Annotated in this window: 19 protein-coding genes; 13 read left to right on the top strand and 6 right to left on the bottom strand. The window is 39.2% G+C overall.

The features are described 5' to 3' along the window. Positions 1 to 130 precede the first annotated feature (130 nt). On the bottom strand, positions 131 to 532 hold the full coding sequence (nikR, locus tag ACFFUE_RS08685; RefSeq protein ID WP_376834495.1) for a nickel-responsive transcriptional regulator NikR: 402 nt from the start codon (positions 530 to 532) through the stop codon (positions 131 to 133). Positions 533 to 901: 369 nt separating this feature from the next. Here nikR and ACFFUE_RS08680 point away from each other — a divergent pair, with 369 nt between their 5' ends. The 13 genes from ACFFUE_RS08680 to ACFFUE_RS08620 all read left to right on the top strand — a co-directional run bounded on the left by ACFFUE_RS08680 (position 902) and on the right by ACFFUE_RS08620 (position 12,013). After that, the gene (locus tag ACFFUE_RS08680) at positions 902 to 1,903 is read left to right on the top strand and encodes an ABC transporter substrate-binding protein (RefSeq protein WP_376834493.1); all 1,002 of its coding nucleotides are present in this window, start codon (positions 902 to 904) and stop codon (positions 1,901 to 1,903) included. A gap of 3 nt (positions 1,904 to 1,906) precedes the next feature. Continuing rightward, the gene (locus ACFFUE_RS08675) at positions 1,907 to 2,920 is read left to right on the top strand and encodes a FecCD family ABC transporter permease (RefSeq protein ID WP_376834491.1); all 1,014 of its coding nucleotides are present in this window, start codon (positions 1,907 to 1,909) and stop codon (positions 2,918 to 2,920) included. Between the two features lies 1 nt (position 2,921). Then, a complete protein-coding gene (locus ACFFUE_RS08670) occupies positions 2,922 to 3,725 on the top strand; it encodes an ABC transporter ATP-binding protein (protein ID WP_376834489.1) in 804 nt (267 codons plus the stop codon). A gap of 425 nt (positions 3,726 to 4,150) precedes the next feature. Beyond that, positions 4,151 to 4,456, top strand: a complete 306-nt coding sequence (ureA, locus tag ACFFUE_RS08665; RefSeq protein WP_376834487.1) for an urease subunit gamma — start codon at positions 4,151 to 4,153, stop codon at positions 4,454 to 4,456. After that, positions 4,456 to 4,872, top strand: coding sequence for an urease subunit beta (ureB, locus tag ACFFUE_RS08660; protein ID WP_376834484.1), 417 nt, complete (start codon positions 4,456 to 4,458; stop codon positions 4,870 to 4,872). The genes ureA and ureB overlap by 1 nt, the downstream gene beginning before the upstream one ends. A 23-nt stretch (positions 4,873 to 4,895) precedes the next feature. Beyond that, positions 4,896 to 6,794 (top strand): urease subunit alpha, encoded by a 1,899-nt coding sequence (gene ureC, locus ACFFUE_RS08655; protein ID WP_376834481.1) that lies wholly within the window; start codon positions 4,896 to 4,898, stop codon positions 6,792 to 6,794. A gap of 75 nt (positions 6,795 to 6,869) precedes the next feature. Continuing rightward, on the top strand, positions 6,870 to 7,319 hold the full coding sequence (locus ACFFUE_RS08650) for an urease accessory protein UreE (RefSeq protein WP_376834479.1): 450 nt from the start codon (positions 6,870 to 6,872) through the stop codon (positions 7,317 to 7,319). A gap of 3 nt (positions 7,320 to 7,322) precedes the next feature. Further along, a complete protein-coding gene (locus tag ACFFUE_RS08645) occupies positions 7,323 to 8,009 on the top strand; it encodes an urease accessory protein UreF (protein ID WP_376834477.1) in 687 nt (228 codons plus the stop codon). An 81-nt stretch (positions 8,010 to 8,090) separates the two neighbouring features. Continuing rightward, the gene (gene ureG / locus ACFFUE_RS08640) at positions 8,091 to 8,702 is read left to right on the top strand and encodes an urease accessory protein UreG (protein WP_376834474.1); all 612 of its coding nucleotides are present in this window, start codon (positions 8,091 to 8,093) and stop codon (positions 8,700 to 8,702) included. Positions 8,703 to 8,724: 22 nt separating this feature from the next. Further along, positions 8,725 to 9,714 (top strand): urease accessory protein UreD, encoded by a 990-nt coding sequence (locus ACFFUE_RS08635; RefSeq protein ID WP_376834472.1) that lies wholly within the window; start codon positions 8,725 to 8,727, stop codon positions 9,712 to 9,714. Continuing rightward, positions 9,714 to 10,055, top strand: coding sequence for a hydrogenase maturation nickel metallochaperone HypA/HybF (locus ACFFUE_RS08630; protein ID WP_376834470.1), 342 nt, complete (start codon positions 9,714 to 9,716; stop codon positions 10,053 to 10,055). The genes ACFFUE_RS08635 and ACFFUE_RS08630 overlap by 1 nt, the downstream gene beginning before the upstream one ends. An 81-nt stretch (positions 10,056 to 10,136) precedes the next feature. After that, positions 10,137 to 10,835, top strand: a complete 699-nt coding sequence (gene hypB / locus ACFFUE_RS08625; protein ID WP_376834468.1) for a hydrogenase nickel incorporation protein HypB — start codon at positions 10,137 to 10,139, stop codon at positions 10,833 to 10,835. A gap of 26 nt (positions 10,836 to 10,861) precedes the next feature. Then, positions 10,862 to 12,013, top strand: a complete 1,152-nt coding sequence (locus ACFFUE_RS08620) for a porin (protein WP_376834466.1) — start codon at positions 10,862 to 10,864, stop codon at positions 12,011 to 12,013. A gap of 244 nt (positions 12,014 to 12,257) precedes the next feature. On the opposite strand, the gene gloA2 is transcribed toward ACFFUE_RS08620, so the two are convergent. From gloA2 to ACFFUE_RS08595, 5 genes are all read right to left on the bottom strand, one after another. After that, the gene (gene gloA2, locus ACFFUE_RS08615) at positions 12,258 to 12,638 is read right to left on the bottom strand and encodes an SMU1112c/YaeR family gloxylase I-like metalloprotein (protein ID WP_327984075.1); all 381 of its coding nucleotides are present in this window, start codon (positions 12,636 to 12,638) and stop codon (positions 12,258 to 12,260) included. Positions 12,639 to 12,848: 210 nt separating this feature from the next. Further along, on the bottom strand, positions 12,849 to 13,904 hold the full coding sequence (locus ACFFUE_RS08610) for a diphosphomevalonate decarboxylase (RefSeq protein ID WP_327984076.1): 1,056 nt from the start codon (positions 13,902 to 13,904) through the stop codon (positions 12,849 to 12,851). Positions 13,905 to 14,162: 258 nt separating this feature from the next. After that, positions 14,163 to 15,923 carry an AMP-dependent synthetase/ligase gene (locus ACFFUE_RS08605; protein ID WP_376834463.1) on the bottom strand — a complete coding sequence of 587 codons (1,761 nt, stop codon included), beginning with the start codon at positions 15,921 to 15,923 and terminating at the stop codon, positions 14,163 to 14,165. Positions 15,924 to 15,934: 11 nt separating this feature from the next. After that, entirely contained in the window at positions 15,935 to 16,945 is a 1,011-nt protein-coding gene (locus ACFFUE_RS08600; RefSeq protein ID WP_376834461.1) for an NAD-dependent epimerase/dehydratase family protein, read from the bottom strand. A gap of 56 nt (positions 16,946 to 17,001) precedes the next feature. Then, positions 17,002 to 17,781, bottom strand: coding sequence for an alpha/beta fold hydrolase (locus ACFFUE_RS08595; protein ID WP_327984079.1), 780 nt, complete (start codon positions 17,779 to 17,781; stop codon positions 17,002 to 17,004). Positions 17,782 to 17,936 lie beyond the last annotated feature (155 nt).

The raw sequence follows: 17,936 nt of genomic DNA, 5'->3' as shown, positions 1-17,936 counted from the left end.
GGAAGAAGTGTTTATATTATTTTTTTTCTAAATTTTGAGTTTTCACTAATTAACAATTGACAATTAACCACTAAAAATTAATAGAGGATCATCAACCGAGAACTGACAACTATCAACCACTTTTTAAGTTTTAAATAAGTTTGCTGGTTACCAGTTTCCCGTGGATAATGCCTTTTAGGCTGATGAGTTGCTTGGCGAGGTCGGTAAGCCTTTCCGCTTTGCCTTTCACAGCAATGATTTCTAAACAATTATCGTGGTCTAGATGAAAATGCTGAGATGAAAGAATTTCCTCAAAAAAATGATGCTGAATGTGCGTCATTTTTACACCTATATCCGATTTATGATGGTCAAATAAAAGGATGATAGCCCCTGAAACCAATTTGTTTTTGTTCCAATTATTTTCAATAGAATTGCTTTCTATCAAGTGCCTGATGGCTTGTGAGCGATTGGGAAACTGATGCTCTACAACAAAATTGTCTAAGGTATTGAGCACCTCTTCATCCAAACTCACACCGAATCTTACTTTTGACATCGTGTTACGATTTTTATAATTAGTGCTACAAAGTTAAAGAATATTTTATTAATATTGCAACTACAACAGAAAAGCAGTAGGCGGTATTTTAAGTTGAACAAAACGGAGGTCTTTCATTTTGTTTTGAAGCAAGATGACGCACCAATTGATTTTGGATTTTTAAATAATTCAAATGAATTAATTTAATAGTTAATTTATTTAAAACAAGATTAAAATTATATTGAAAATTTATACTTTAATTTTCCGCATTGTGTTTGAAATAAAAGAAGGACTACGGAAAGGAAAAACAAGGTTGTTTGTAATCTCACGAGCAACATTAACTAAAAATCCAATGCTTATCTGCATAATTAAAACCATTAAATGATGAAAATGAAATTAATATTAAATCTATTATTTGCGATTATACTTTTATCAGCTTGTGGGCAAAAAGACACTCAGGCTACGCATTCCGCCGCCATTTCTGTAACCGATGCCAAAGGGAATGCTGTTCAGCTGAATCAACCTGCCCAAAGGGTGGTGGTGCTTTTTGAGCCATTGCTAGATGCGGTGTATATGTTGCAGTCGGAAGACGCTTTGGTGGGCATTTCGTCTAAATTGTATCTTAATGAAGATACCTTTCATCAGCTTCGCTTGATAGATGATAGGGTGAACAATAAAACGCTGGCAACACCAGGCGATGAAGAAAGCCTCAATATAGAAAGCGTGGTGGCTCTGAACCCAGATTTGGTGGTGGGCTACAATATCCCAGAATCTGTGGTGAGCAGTTTGCAAGATATGGGGATAGCGGTTTACATTGGGCGTTCGGAGACCTATGCCGATACTGAAAAGGAAATTCAAGATTTGGGAAAACTTTTAGGAAAGGAAAAACGAAGCCAAGAGCTGCTGGACTTTGCAAAAGAGGAATTTAAAAAGCTACAAAACAACACGAAAAATATAACACCCAAAAAGGCTTATTTTTCTTGGGCAAACGGCAGAATTTTTACCACCGCAGGTACGGGAAGTATGATGGGGCAATGTTTAGAATTTGCTGGCGTGAAGAATGTAGTAGCGTCAAAGATTGATGTACCGAATATCAACCCAGAGACTTTGGTATCTTGGAATCCTGATGTGATTTATATGTGGAATGATAGTCCAGAGTTGTTTTACAAACACCCGCAATTACAATCGGTTCAAGCGGTGAAAAACCGCCAAGCGTACAATCTATTGCCGATGTTTTTCTACAATCCTCATACTTTAAAGGCTTTACTGACTACGCTTAGGATTCAAAACTGGGCATACCAATTAAAAACCGAAGAGGAAGTGAAGCAAATGGAGCAATCTTATTTGCAAAAGCTTTATGGAAAAGAAAGAGGCGAGAAATTTCATTTTTAAACAATGAACAAAACACTGGTCTTCATATTATTCTATCTTTTGCCGTTGCCTGTGGTGGTTATATCCTTGTTTGTAGGTTCCAGCGAGCAGGCTGCTTTGAGCGAATATATCCCCATTGTCCTGAAAAAACTTTCGGGCGCCCCCTTGCATCAAGCAGAATTGCAATATTGGCAAACCGCTAATAATATCCTTTGGAATATTCGTTTGCCAAGGGTATTGCTCACCTTTATCATCGGGGCAGCATTGGGCGTTTCGGGCACGGTATTGCAAGGAATTCTCAAAAATCCGTTGGTAGATTCCTATATTTTAGGCATATCTTCAGCATCAGCATTTGGAGCCTCTTTGTCGTTGGCATTTGGTTTTTTAAACACCAATGTTACGGCATTTGCATTCGCTGTTTTATCGGTATTATTTACTTTTCTCATTAGTAATAACAAGGGCGTTCACAGTATCGTATCTGTGGTGCTTTCGGGGATGATAGTTTCTGGGATTTTCACGGCATTACTTAGTGCGATACAATATATCGTAAACCCGTTTAAACTTTCCGCTATCGTACAATGGACTTTGGGGAATCTACACGCTGCCTCGTGGAAGGAGCTTAATACCGCTTTGTTTCCGATAGGCATTGCGATGCTGGTGGTTTTTGCACTACGCGAACGGATGAACCTCCTTGCTTTGGGTGATGATACTGCAAAAGCAGTGGGCGTAAATCCTCTTGTGGATAAAGTTTTGCTCTTTATTGCTGTTACGGTAATGACGGCGGCTTCGGTTTCTGCTGTGGGGATTATCAGTATGTATGGACTGTTTTTGCCTCATATTGTGAGAATGGTAGCGGGGGCTAATCACAACATTACAATCCCTGGCAGTATATTGTTTGGTGGTACTTTTTTATTGATAATAGATAATGTTTCACGAACTCTTTTTGAGTTTGAAGTTCCTATAGGGATTTTTACAATGATTTTAGGAGGTGTGTTTTTTATTTATCTGATGAAAAAAAATAAACTCAATTGGTTTTAAGATGAAAGAATCAGAAAACGCCATAGAAGTGCATCAGCTTTCGGCATCGTATGGAGATGTGAAAGTTTTATCCGAAGTGGAAGTCGCTTTCCCTTCGGGGAAATTTTCCGTTTTGCTAGGGGCTAATGGCAGTGGAAAATCTACACTCTTTAAAATTCTTTCAGGATTATTAAAGGCAGATGGTGGTGAAATAAAATTTTTCGGAAAGGCAAAATCTGAAATATTGAAACAATACCAGAAAAATGAAAATACCTCACTTTTAGGATTCCTTACCCAGAGCTTTAGCTCGATATTTCCGTTTACCGCCAAAGAAATAATGCTTACGGGCAGAGCATCTTATTCACGATTTTCGTCTTCAGCTAAGGATTGGGAAAAAGTACAGCAAGTTGCACAGCAACTGGAGATAGAGCATTTGCTTGAGCGGCCGTTTCATCACCTTTCGGGAGGGCAACAGCAGATGGTGCTCATTGGAAGGATTTTGGTGCAGAATCCTCGCATCATTCTTTTGGACGAGCCTACCAATCATTTGGATTTACCGCATCAGCATCATCTTTTACATCGTCTAAAAACCCTCAAAGAGCAAGGTTATACGGTGATTGCTATTATGCACGACCCTGTTTTGGCACATCAATATGCCGATGAGGTATTTTACTTAAAAGACCAAAAAATATTAGGTTCTACACTTTCCACAGTACCTCATCTTGATTTTTTACAACAAGTTTACGAAATGGACTTTGAGCTGATTGAAACCCGAGAAGGAAAGAGATTGTTTGTTGTTCCTCTTACTTCTGTACAAAAAGCTTAGCGATTCTTAGCGGTTGTTTTTTTTTATGTTCCAGTAAATTTGTTAATCCTCTTTAAGAAATTTCATTTTCTTTATCAGCGGTTTTAAAGGGTTTTCAGAAGTATTTGTGATTTAATATGTTAAAAAGTGTTAAATAAAACATTTTGACTCTACTTTTATAAGGCACAATTCTCCTTTGTTTGTATTTTGGCGTTTCATATCTAAAGTAAACGATTTCACTTTAATTGATTGTAAATGAGTGAATTTTAAAATATTTTAGATGCTAAATAGAGGATGATGGATGGAGGAATGCTTTGGAGAAGCCTTTGGTGATAAAAATCAGAATAGAAAAGAGGTAGCTGAAAGCGAAAGTATTTGTAAATCAAATAAAAATAAGTATCTTTATCACGAGATAAAAAAATAGAAAAAGAAAATATAGAAACAATATGAGACTTACACCAAGAGAAGTAGAAAAGTTGTTGCTACACCAAGCGGGTGAATTGGCAGCAAAAAGACTGAAACGAGGGGTGAAACTAAACTACCCTGAGTGTATTGCTTACATTTCTAGCGAACTGATGGAAGCCGCAAGAGATGGAAAAATGTCTGTTTCTGAGATGATGGAATGGGGAACCAAATTACTCAGAAGAGATCAAGTAATGGAAGGTGTTCCAGAAATGATCCACGATGTACAGATTGAATGTCTTTTCCCAGATGGAAATAAATTAGTAACCGTTCACGACCCAATTAAGTAATGGATAAGTTTAAAAAAGTAGAAGGCAAAGCCTCATCAGGAAAATCTGGAGCTATGATTCCAGGGCAAATCATCCTTAGAAAGGAGGATGTAGCGTGTAATGCTGGGAAAAAGACCATTGCCATAGAGGTGAAAAACTCTGGTGATAGACCAATACAAGTAGGTTCTCACTTTCATTTTTTTGAAGTGAATAAGAAATTGACATTTGATAGAGAAAAAGCTTTTGGAATGCGTCTTAATATCCCTGCAAGTACGGCAGTGCGTTTTGAACCGGGAGAAGCGAAACAAGTAAATCTTGTAGAAATTGGAGGTAATAAAAAAGTCTTCGGACACAATAACCTCGTGAATGGTAGCGTAGATGAAGCTTCTAAAGCTAAAGCACTAGAAAAAGCAAAAGAATTGGGATTTATTCCATAAATTAACCATTAAAGGAACTAAAAATGTCAAATCAAGATAATAAAGAAAACAACAAGCCTCTTTCTACAGAAAATCAAAAGGAAGAAGGCGGATGGTCTCGAAGAGATTTTATTAAGGTGGTAGGTGTGGCTACAGCAGGGGTTTCCCTTATGGGATTAAGCCCACTTTTGGCGGCGAACTCCAATGATGTAAGAATAGAAAACGGAAACCTCTATGTGAAAAGAGAGCTCTACGCTAGCCTTTTTGGAGCTACCACAGGAGACAAAATCCGATTGGCAGATACCGAACTTTTCATCGAAATTGAAAAAGATTTCCAAACTTACGGGGAGGAAAATAAATTCGGTGGTGGTAAAACCATTCGTGACGGTATGGGGCAGTCTGCATCTGTTTTAGATAAAGACGCTTTGGATATGTGCCTTCTTGGTGCTACCATTATAGACCACTGGGGAATAGTAAAAGCGGATATCGGTATCAAAGATGGTAAAATTGTAGGCATCGGTAAGGCAGGAAATCCCGATACTCAAGATGGTGTAACAGAAGGTATGATTATAGGACCAGCAACGGAAGTACACGGTGCGTGGGGCTATATCGTTACAGCAGGAGGGATTGATACCCACATCCACTACATTTGTCCAGAGATTGTAGATACGGCATTATACAGTGGGGTTACTACCCTCATTGGTGGAGGAACAGGACCTAACGATGGTACCAATGCTACTACCGTTACGGGAGGTAAGCACCATATCAGAAAAATGCTAGAATCTTCCGAAGAAATGCCTATCAACACAGGGTTCTTCGGGAAAGGAAATGCAACCAATTTTGAAGCTCAGGCAGAAATGATAAAAGCAGGTGCTTGCGGTACTAAAATCCACGAAGACTGGGGAACAACACCAGCTACGATAGATATGGCACTTCAGGTGGCAGATAAATATGATGTGCAGGTGGCTATCCACTCTGATACATTGAATGAAGCTGGCTATTTGGAAGATACCGTAAAGGCTATTGGCGATAGAGTAATCCACTCTTTCCACACGGAAGGTGCAGGCGGTGGACACGCCCCTGATATTATGAAAATTGCTCAGTATCCAAATATCTTACCAGCATCTACCAACCCTACCAAGCCTTATACCGTGAATACTGCGGCAGAGCACTTGGATATGTTAATTGTGTGTCACCACTTGGACCCTAATTCTAAAACAGACTTAGCGTTTGCAGATTCTAGAATCCGTCCTTCCACTATTGCAGCAGAAGATATTTTGCAAGATATGGGGGCATTGTCCATTATGAGTTCAGACTCACAAGCAATGGGGCGTGTAGGAGAAGTGGTTACCAGAACTTGGCAAACGGCTCACAAGATGAAAATCCAGCGTGGAGCATTGCCAGAGGAGAAAGGTAAAAATAACGACAACTATAGAGTAAAACGCTATGTGTCTAAATATACCATCAACCCCGCTTTGGCTCACGGTATTTCTGAATATGTAGGTTCTATTGAAAAAGGTAAAATTGCAGACCTTATCGTGTGGAAACCAGAAATGTTTGGCGTAAAACCAGAGTTAATCTACAAGGCAGGGATGATTGCAGGTGCTAAAATGGGAGACCCTAATGCGTCTATCCCTACACCACAGCCTATTATTTATAGAAAAATGTTTGGTTCATTAGGTAAAGCAGTAGCAAAAACTTCTTTCAACTTCGTATCAAAAGCTTCTATAGATGAAGGTGTTATCGCATCTTACGGATTGGAGAAAACTTGTCTTCCAGTGAAAGGATGTAGAACGGTAAGAAAAGCAGACCTTATCCATAACAATGCTACACCTACCATTGATATAGACCCAGAAACATACGAAGTAAAAGTAGATGGTAAAGTGGCGACTTGCGAACCATTGAGCGAATTGCCAATGGCTCAGCGTTACTTATTATTCTAAAATAATGACAATAGAGATAAAAAGAATAAATGGTGATAGCAATATCACCATTTGTTTCATAAATCAAAACCTAATATGATTCTTGTAGATTCTGTATTAAAAGATTTTGTTCCCGCCCCTCATCAGAAAGAAGATGTTTTGCAAATAGAATGGTATGAAACTTCAAAATCCGTTCTGAGAAGAAAAACACTGGGCAACAGAGAGATTGGTCTAAAGAAAAACAATAGAATACCCCTGCAAGATGGTGATGTCCTCTATGCAGATGAGGAAGTCCACATCAAAGTAGAAATAAAACCTTGCGACTGTATTGTGATACAACCCAGAACCATTACCGAGATGGGCATCGTTTGTTTTGAAATAGGAAATATGCACTTGCCTATTTTCATAGACGAAGCAGAGCAGATTAATGTAGCCTACGAAGCTCCACTTTATGATTTTTTGCAACGGAAAAATTATCCTTGCTTCATAGAACATAAAAAACTTTTGCAGAACCAGATGCTCAATATCCACCAGATAAAACGATAAGCTATGCAGCAACTTCTCACATTATTACAAATCAATGATTCTATGTTTCCCATCGGAGGGTTTACGCACTCCTATGGGTTAGAATCTTATATTGCTGCCGATTTGGTAAAAGATACACCCACGGCAAAAAAATATGCAGAAAATATGCTCAGGTACAATGTGTTTTACAATGATGCCGCTTTTCTGAATAAAACCTATCAAGAATTTTCTGGGCGAAAAGTCATCAAAAAACTGATAGAATTAGATGATTTTGTTACCGCACTGAAAGCCCCTTACGAGATACGAGAAGCCAGTAGAAAACTCGCCATTCGTTTTCTGAAAACCGCCCAAGAACTAAAACCACACACTTTCTGTCAAAAATATTTGGATTTGATACAGAAGAAAGAAGTTTCGGGGCATTATGCCATTGCTTTTGGTCTATATGCAATGCTCTCTGGGATTGAGAAGAAAGATGCCCTTACGGCGTTTTATTATAATACCCTCAATGGTATTGTAACCAACTGTGCCAAAGCGGTTCCTATAAGCCAGATGCACGGACAGAAAATCCTTTTTGATTTGCAAAGCACCATAGAGGAGCTGGTAGCACAGCAAGATGGCTTGGATGAAGAAATGATTGGCTTGTGCTGCATTGGGCAGGAAATCAAATGTATGCAACACGAGAAACTCTATACAAGGATTTATATTTCGTAAAGCTAAAAGGTTTAATGATTTAAGAGATTTTAAAATTTAATCCTTGATTTTACAATAAATAAAAATATTAAATAGAACAAAATGGAAAAAACATATATAAAATTAGGAATTGCAGGGCCAGTAGGTTCTGGTAAAACCGCACTCATTGAAGCACTTACAAGGATAATGAGCGAAGAGTATAGCATAGGCGTTGTTACCAATGATATCTATACCAAGGAAGATGCTCAGTTTATGATAAAAAACTCCAAGCTACCCGAAAGTAGAATTAGAGGGGTAGAAACGGGAGGTTGCCCACATACTGCCATTCGAGAAGATGCTTCTATGAACCTCGAAGCGGTGGAAGATTTGGTAATGCAGCACCCAGATATAGAGTTGGTATTCATAGAAAGTGGAGGTGATAATTTGGCGGCAACTTTCAGTCCAGACTTAGCAGATTTAACCATCTTCGTTATCGATGTAGCCGAAGGGGAAAAAATCCCAAGAAAAGGAGGACCAGGCATTACGCGTTCGGATTTATTGTTGATTAATAAAATAGATTTGGCACCGTATGTAGGGGCAAGCCTAGAAGTAATGGAAGCTGATGCTAAGAGAATGCGTGGTGAAAAACCATTCTTAAAGACCAATCTGAAAACCAAAGAAGGACTCGATGAAGTGATTGATTGGATTAAGAAATATGCACTTCTAGAGAATTAAACTCTTTTTTTTAAAAACAAAAATGAATATTAATAAAGACAATTCCCTAAGCAGCAAAATCTTCCTTTCTTGCCATAGAAGCGAAGAAAAAACCGTTTTAGGAGAACGCTATTTTGATATTCCTTACAAGCTTACCCACTATGGCAATGTAAGGGATACCGACCATCTGGAAATGATTCTGATGAGTTCTTCTCCAGGCATTATGGGAGGCGATACCCTACAGCAAGATATCATTTGTGAGGAAAATGCAGCGTTTAAATATTTTACCCAATCGTTTAACAAGGTGCATCCTGCCCATAAAAGCGAAGGTTCAAAGCAGATTTGCAACTTTACCTTAGAAGCAGGAGCCAAGTTTCTCTATGTGCCGCATCCTACCATTCCGTATAGAGATTCCTCTTTTGAAGCGTTGAATACCATCAAAATGACATCTTCTTCGCATCTTATTTGGGGCGACATCATCAGCGGAGGACGCATCCACTCTGGAGAGCGATTTGAACTGAAAAAATACCATACCAAGACCAAAGTATATAGAGATGAACGGTTGATTTTATTTGATAATCAATTGATAGAACCTTCTACCCAGCCTGTGGAAGACCTTTTGTTTTTTGAAGGCTATACCCATCAGGGAACTTTACTCTTGATAAGTCCCTATGCAGAAGCATTTAAAAGAGAATTGGATGAAATACTCTTGGAGCAATTTACCGATAGCAGCTATGGTTTTACAATGTGTGCAGAAAATGCAATAATGGTAAGGATAATGGGGTATAGTGGCGAGGCGTTGCACGATTGGCTATTCAATATCGGAAATATGGCGTGGAGTTTCTTTGAGTATCAAGAAAAAGAAGCATCGGAAGCGAAACAAACCAAGGCAGAAATCAAAGAAATCGCAGTGAAAAAGCAAGAGCCTAAACCTAAAAAAAAGGTAACAGCAAAAGCAAAAACTCCCACAGCGAAAAAGCCCAAGACCACAGCGAAATCTAAACCATCTGCTAAGAAAAAAACGGAGAAATAATGCACGAAGTATCCATCGTAAGAGATATTATCCACAATTTGGAAGAACACTATGGCAACCGATTTTCCGAAATTTCTTCGGTGAAAATAGAGGCGGGATTGCTCTGCAATGTTCAGCCTATTTTGATTCAAAATGCTTTTGAAGCCTTGGTTTTAGAAGATCCAAGGCTAGAAAATATAGACCTGCAAGTGGTATTACTTCCCATCATTGCCCATTGCAAAAGTTGTGAAGAAGATTTTGAAGTGAAACGGCATCGTTTTGTATGTCCCAACTGCGAAACGCCTTCACGCAACATTGTGCAGGGAGAAGAATTGAGAATTAGCCAAGTAGAGTTTTTTTGAAAAATTGAAGAATTAAAAAATAGAAAGCACAAGAATAATCTTTTAATCCTTTAATTATTAAATTTTTAAATCTATAAAAAAATGAATACAAAACCTAAAAGTAATCAGATGCCCGTAGGCTCTGTGCAATGCGATAATACAACGCTAAATCTATTGAAAGCCAACGATTTTGTGGCAAAAGCCATCAGAGAAAGATTACCCCATCTACTGGTGGTTAATATCTGCTCATCACCAGGTAGTGGCAAGACCACTTTGCTCCAAGAAACAGGAAGAAGATTGGGCAAAGAGCTGAACCTTGCCGTATTGGTGGGCGACCCAGAAACAGAACGAGATGCAGTAAGACTAAAAGAGGCAGGGCTGAATGCCTTGCAAATCGTAACGGGAGGAATGTGCCATATCGAAGCACAGATGATTCTCCAAGCCTTAGACCATATCAACCTAGAAGGAACCGACATTTTATTTATCGAGAATGTGGGTAATTTGCTTTGTCCATCGGCATTTGATTTGGGTGAGGATGCCAGAGTAACCCTTTTGGCATCAACGGAGGGCGATGATAAGCCGAAAAAATATCCTAGAATGTTCCTCACCAGTGAGCTGATGCTGGTATCCAAAGCTGACCTATTGCCGTATGTGCCGTTTTCTGTAGAAGCAGCTGCCAAAGATGCAAGAGAAGTCAATCCAGATTTGGAAGTTATCCCTATCAGCACCCTAAAAGGCGATGGGCTAGACGAGTGGTGTGAGTGGCTGAAAAAGCAATTGGCTAAAAAGCGAGGGGGTTAATCTTTGAAATAAAAATGAAGCTAATAATGAAAAAGTATCTTTTGAGTTTGGCTCTTTTAGGGGCTTATTCGCTGAACGCCCAGTCGCTTAGTGATAACATTAACGAATTGAAAGAAAATTTTGATATTAATTTTTACCTACGAAGCTCCTATGAAGTTTCGGATAACGATGCTAAAGCCAATGCCTTTAAATTGAATGAAGCGCGTATGGAAATTATGGGAAACATCACAGAAGACCTTTCGTTTCGTTCCAGATGGCGTATGAATAGGCAAGTGGAGACATCCACTATTAGTAATGCTCCAGGTTCTTTAGACTACGCTTATCTCAGCTATAAGTTTGGCGAGGATAAAAAGTATGCCCTTACGGTGGGTAAGCAGATGAATAATTTCGGAAGCTGGGAATTCTTTGATAATCCCATTTTTGAATATCAATATTCTAATTACATCAATAAGCAGCAGAACCTTTTCCCTGTAAGTGTTGAGTTCTCATATAAACTTAATCCTCATCATACTTTCCATCTCCAAGCTTTTAATCCATCAGAATATAGTTTTGATGAATTGCACGAAAACACAGGCTATACAACCAATGGGCTGGAAATGGCAAAACTACCTTATGGAGTCAATCTAACTTGGGAAGGGAAAATGTGGGATAATAAATTCCGTACCATCTATACCGTTACTTCCTCCAAAATAGCAAAGGATAAAACCAACTTCCAAGTATCATTGGGTCATAAACTCGTATTGGATAAATTCAGTGGATATTTAGATTTACATCATACGGATATGGCGGTAGATTATGTGAATATGGCCTCTCCTGCTCTCAATACTTACCATACAACCATTAATCCTAATTATACCAAAGGATTTGCACAAGATTTACAATTTCAATCTGCGGTAATGAGGCTTAACTATGCCATCACGCCAAAATGGCATATCAACGGCAAAACCGTTTTTGAAAGTATCTATGCAAAGAATAATTCGGATTTGAAGCATATTACCAAGCATTATGTCAATCAGATTGCATTAGAATACAAACCTTTTGAAAAGCAAGATTTCAAAATTTTCGGATACTATGCTCATTTTAATACCAACTATGCTGATAAACTAAAAGCAACTACGCCTAATACCCAATACGGAATGTTTGCCATTGGAGCCCTTTGGTATTTAAACGCTTTATAAAATGATTTAAAGCAATATAAATCCCCGTAAAGCATTACGCTCTACGGGGATTCTAAAACATATGTACTATGAAAAACTACCTATCTAAAAAGACGCATCAGAAAATCTGAAACTTCTATCACTATTTCTATTAAAATCTGTATCATAATTTTTGTGTTTTCTATCCGTTGCTAAGATAAAACTAAAAATTGAATTATACAAGTCAAGAAGTCTTTCCTCTTTCTTCAAAAAAACTCAAAACTTTTTAATCTCTTTCATAAAATTCCAAAGGGAGTCCATCGGGGTCTTGGGTGAAGAAAAAGGATTTCAGGGTAAATTCATCGGTGCGTATGGCTTCGCAGGGCAATCCTTTGGCGATGAGCTGATTTCGGGTAGCTTCTACATCTTCCACCGAAAAAGCCAAATGCCGCAGTCCACAGGCTTCGGGATGCGAAGGTCTTTGGGGAGGATGAGGAAAGGAAAACAGCTCTATCACATAGTGGCTGCCAATGGCTAAATCTAATTTGTACGACTGTCGCTCTGCACGATAAACTTCTCGCAAAATATTAAGTCCCAAAATTTCAGTATAAAATCTTTTGGACACCTCGTAGTCTGAACAGATGATGGCAATGTGGTGGATGGTCATTTTTTTTTGGTTAGAGGTTAGAAGTTAGCTATTGGAGGTTAGAAGTTAGATATTGGAGGTTAGAAGTTAGATATTAGAGGTTAGAAGCTAGAAAGTTAGAGGTTAGAAATCTATAAAGCTAAGAAGTCTTGTTTCTTTCTTCTTTCTTCAAAAAAACTAAAGAGAAATAGTATTAGAGCATCTTCTCCCTTCGGGGGTGAGGGGGCTAACTCAAAACTTCATCTCATCTTTCACTACGCCGCCTTTCTGGGTATGCTGAAGGAGCTCGCTTTCAATAAAGCTTTTGATTTGATCTTCCTCACCATTATTCGGGAATAGAAGGTGGACATTAGCCCCAGCATCTAAGGTGAAGAACAAGGGTAAGCCTGTTTCGTTTCGGAAGTTCCAAACTTTATTAATCACCTCCATTGTTCCAGTTTTCATTAGGATAAATGCAGGCTCGCTCATCATCATCATAGCGTGGAGGGTAAGCGCCTCGTGCTCTACCAGCGTGATGAAGCGTGCCATATCTCCAGATTTTAGAATGTCTTTCAGCGGAACAAAATTATCTCTTGCTTCTTGGAAACGCCTTTCAGCATAGGGATTGGTGTTCATTAGTCCGTGTCCTACAGTAGAGCTTACAGACTTTTGTCCCTCGTGAATGAGGAGTACCCAGTCATTAAAATTCTTGAAAATAGGGTGAATATCATCATTGGGATACGGCACCGCAAAGAGGTCTGAACTGCCTTCTACTTCAGGTGTTTCGCCCCAAACTACCAATCCGTTATAAAGACTTCTACACGCACTACCACTACCCAAACGAGCCAAAAAAGAGGCTTTTTGATTGATGGCAGTTGGCTGATGGCTGGTGGTAAAAGCCTGCTCTATTTCTACCAAACATTTTGCAATGGCACCAAACCCCGAAGCCGAACTGGCAATGCCTGAACTGTGGGGGAAAGTATTTTCAGTAGAGATGGTATAGCTGCCCTTTAATATCCAAGGTAGGTAAGGCTCTATATTTTGGAAATAACGCTTTATTTTTTCTGCAAATTGAATTTCCTCTTTTCCTGCCAAAAAGGTTTTTACTTCAAAAGGTGCATCGGCTTTGAAAACCATCGTAGTATTGGTTTTACAATGGTTTAGGGTATAGCTGATGCTGGGATTGGCAGGAATCTGATTGGCATACTTACCCCAATATTTTATCAATGCAATATTGCTGGGGCAACTGACAGATACTTCAATATCTTTTATCGTGAAATGAGGATTTCCTAAAAATTGTTCAGACATAGTTTTAAGTGTTGAGTTTTAAGTCAGCCCCCTAGCCCCCGAAGGGGGAAGAAGCTCTAATACTATTATTTTTTTTAGTGTTGAGTGTTTAGTTTTTTTTTGAAGAAAGAAGAAAGAGAAAAGACCAACAACCATATTCTTAGTTTTGAGTGTTGAATTTTGAGTTTTCATCAATTAACCATTAATAATTAATAATTAATAAAAGACCATCTAACCTCTAATCTCTAATCTCTAATATCCAACTTCTAATATCCAACTCTAATGATGATACATTTGCTCTATCAGGTCGGCGTATTTAGCAAGCACCACATTGCGTTTTACTTTTAGCGTAGGGGTGATTTCTCCAGTACCGATTTCAAACTCCGCAGGCATCAGTGTAAATTTTTTTACCTTTTCAAAACCTGAAAGCGTCTGCTGTATCTCTTCTATTTTGTGGTGGTAAAACTCTTTGATGCGTTCCATAGAAACGATATCTTGCCAATTGGTAAAGGTGATATTCATCTTTTTGAGCTGTTCTTGTAGTGCCTCAAAGTTGGGGATAATCAGTGCTGTAACGAAGGGTCTGCCCTCTGCTACCACCATTGCCTGCTGGATGTATTGGTTGTTAGACAACAGATTTTCAATAGGCTGTGGGGTGATGTATTTTCCGTTGGAAGTTTTCATCAGGTCTTTGATTCTATCGGTAATGAAGAGGTTGCCGTTCTCATCCATATAGCCAGCATCACCTGTTTTGAACCAGCCATCTTCTGTAAAGGTAGCGGCGGTTTCCTCGGGCTTATTGTAGTAGCCTTTCATAATGCCACTGCCTTTGGCAAGGATTTCATTGTTTTCGCCAATTTTAACCTGTGTGTCTCCCAAAGTAATTCCCGCTGAACCGTGTAGGTAATTCTGAAATGGGAAAGCGGTAAGCGTAGCAGTAGTTTCGGTAAGGCCATAGCCCACGGTAATGTGGATGCCCATTGTATCAAAAAACTGAGTTACTTCGGGCGAGAGAGAGGCACCTCCACAAGGCATAAACCATAGTTTACCTCCCATTTTATTTTTAATTTTTTGAAATACCAGTCGATTGGCAATATTGTTTTTGATGTTGAGAAGTAGCGGAATAGATTGCCTTTTTCTTTTTCTCTCTGCCACCTGTGAGCCGATGTCCATTGCCCAATTGAAAATGTTCTTCTTAGCATTAGAGCCATTGGCAACCATTTCATTAACTCCCGCGTAGATTTTTTGGTAAAACCTTGGTACGGCACACATCATTGTAGGTTTTACTTCCGTAAGTGCAGAGGCAATAAGCTTGGTGTTTTCTAGGAAAGAGACTTTGGCTCCACCGTAGAGACAGAGCAGAGACCAGCTTCTTTCAAAGACGTGGGTAAGAGGTAAAAACGCTAAGGAATGTTCGTTTTTAAAGTTTTTAAATTTGAAAAAATCAAAATGAGCGTCAAAGCATTTTTGGAAGTTACCGTGTGTAATCATTACCCCTTTGGGGATTCCCGTAGTTCCAGAGGTGTAGATAAGCGTGGCTAAATCTTCTTCGTTTTTAGGAACAATTTCAGAATGTTCATCAGCTGTTTTGATAAAATCTTCCAAAAATTCGGAGTACTCGGGTTTTATCCAGACTTTCTTTTTAGAAACAATAATCTTCTGCAAGGAAGCGTGCGGCATCAGAGAATAGATGGCATCATACTGCTCTTGGTTGCCTACCAAGATGGCTTTGGCTTCAGCATCATTGATGATGTATTCCGCTTGCTCCAGATTATTCGTAGAATAGATGGGCACGGTAATGGCACCAATGGATAAAATGGCGAGGTCAAACACCATCCATTCTGCAGAGTTGTCAGAATAAATCGCTACTTTGTCATTTTCCTTGATGCCGATACCTTTTAGGGCATTGGCGGTTTTAAAAACCATTCTTCGGAAATCTTTCCAGCTCAGGTCTTTCCATTCATTATCTTTTTTGAAGGAAATGGCAGCTTTGGTAGGCGATTGTTCGGTATTGGTGTTTAGAAATTGGGTGATGTTCATTCTCAGAATGTTTATTTAGCTCTTTTATCGTTGATATAATGATTGAGGTGAAACGCAATGCTCTCTGATATGGGGATAAACTCATAGTGGAGCGTTTCTTTGATTTTTTTATTGGAAATGGTGTTGAATGATGTTACCGCTTCTATATTGGTTTTGGTTGCCATTCTCAGGATGGGGAATAGCCAGCCGAGTAGAAAATTGAGAACTCTACCCAGATTTAAAACCGATTTCGAAATGATTTTAGGTTTGGAAAGTCCCAACTTTTTTCTCACGGCAGACATAAAATCGGTATAGCGATAGTTTTCTGAAACCACAATGAAGCGTTCTGAAAAGTGGTTGCGTTCCATTAGGGCAAGGGCAATTTTTGCCACATCCCTTACATCTACATAAGAGGTGCCTCCTGCAAAGGTGTAGGGGCTTTTCTCTGAAGTAGAAAATAGCTCGCCACTGCTTTGCGACCAGTTTCCGGAACCAATAATCACCCCAGGATTTAGGATTACCGTGCGAAGTCCCTCGGCATTGGCACGCCATACTTCCATCTCGGCAAGGTGCTTGGAGATGGCATAATCGGAGTGGTTGAGTTTGGTATTGAAATCAGAATTTTCATCCATCTCGCCTTGCTCATTATAGCCATCGAGGACGGCAATGGAGCTGATGTAGCAGAATTTTTCCACCGTAGAATTTTCGCAGGCGTAGAGTAGGTTTTTGGTTCCTCGGATGTTGGTACGGAAGAGTGTCTTTCTATCCTTGGGATGAAAGCTAACCTTAGCCGCACAGTGGTAAACTTCCTTTACATCAGTTAAAGCATTTTGTAGAGAATGAATATCTTCAAAATCTACATCCACCCATTGGATTTGCTCAAAATACGCATTGTGATTTTCGGTGTAGAACGCTAAAGAATGCTTTACTTCTTGGAGATTGCTGTTGGGTCTCTTGGTGGCACGCACGCGTTTTCCTTGCTTTAGCAGTTCTAAAACAATGACCCTTCCAAGAATACCTGTAGCACCTGTTACTAAAATCATAGATGTCGCAAAAATAGTTATAATACCAGCAATCACCAATTATTCCGTGAAGATTCTTAATCTTCCAGCAGAAACGCTTTCACGGCATTGTTAAAATCCTTGGGATTTTCAGCCTGAACCCAATGTCCAGCATTAGGGATTTGAATGATTTTAGCATTAGGAAACTGTTGCTTGATGAGAAAGCCATCTTGAGGCAAGATATAGTTGGATTTTTCCCCAGCGATGAATAGCGTATTCCCAGAAAACACTCCGAATCTAATGGCGTTGCTTACAAACTCATTATACTTCTCGGCTAAAGTGTTGAGGTTAAAACGCCAGTTGAGTTTTTTATCTTCTGTCCAATACAAGTTTTTGGTCAGAAATTGAATAACCGAAGCCTCTGGAATGTATTGAGAAAGAATAGCCTCCACTTCATTCCTAGATTGGATGGCGTTGAAATCTACAGATTGTAAAGCTTTGATAATACCTTGATGATGTGGAGGATAGGCTTTGGGGGAGATGTCAGCAACGATGAGTTTTTCCACTCGCTCAGGAAATTTGATGGCGAATTGCATTACCGCCTTTCCTCCTAAAGAATGCCCTAAGAGATTGACTTTTTCCAGCCGATGGGCTTCCATATAATTAAGTATATCTTGAGCTAAATCATCGTGCGACATATTCTCAGAGTGAAAACTTTTGCCGTGGTTTCTGAGGTCTAAAAGGTGTACGGGGAATAATGCTCCAAACTCTCTTCCGAAGCTGCCCCAATTATCGAGCATACCAAATAAGCCGTGGAACACCAAAAGTGGTGTACCTAGCTGCTCCTCACCATATATTTTTGAATGTAGTATTTGCATTGTTTAGATGTTGAATATAGAATGAAATTAATCGGGGCAATTTACGAAAAAATGTGGTATAAGACAGATAGGATTTTAAGGTATTGAAAATGAAAATACTGAAGAGGTTGAGAGGACGAGAGGTGTTTTGGGAAGATTAATAGGGTGATTAAATG

Source organism: Bergeyella porcorum, from assembly GCF_042427575.1.
Taxonomy (GTDB): domain Bacteria; phylum Bacteroidota; class Bacteroidia; order Flavobacteriales; family Weeksellaceae; genus Bergeyella; species Bergeyella porcorum.
This window is presented reverse-complemented; position numbering and strand designations above follow the sequence as displayed.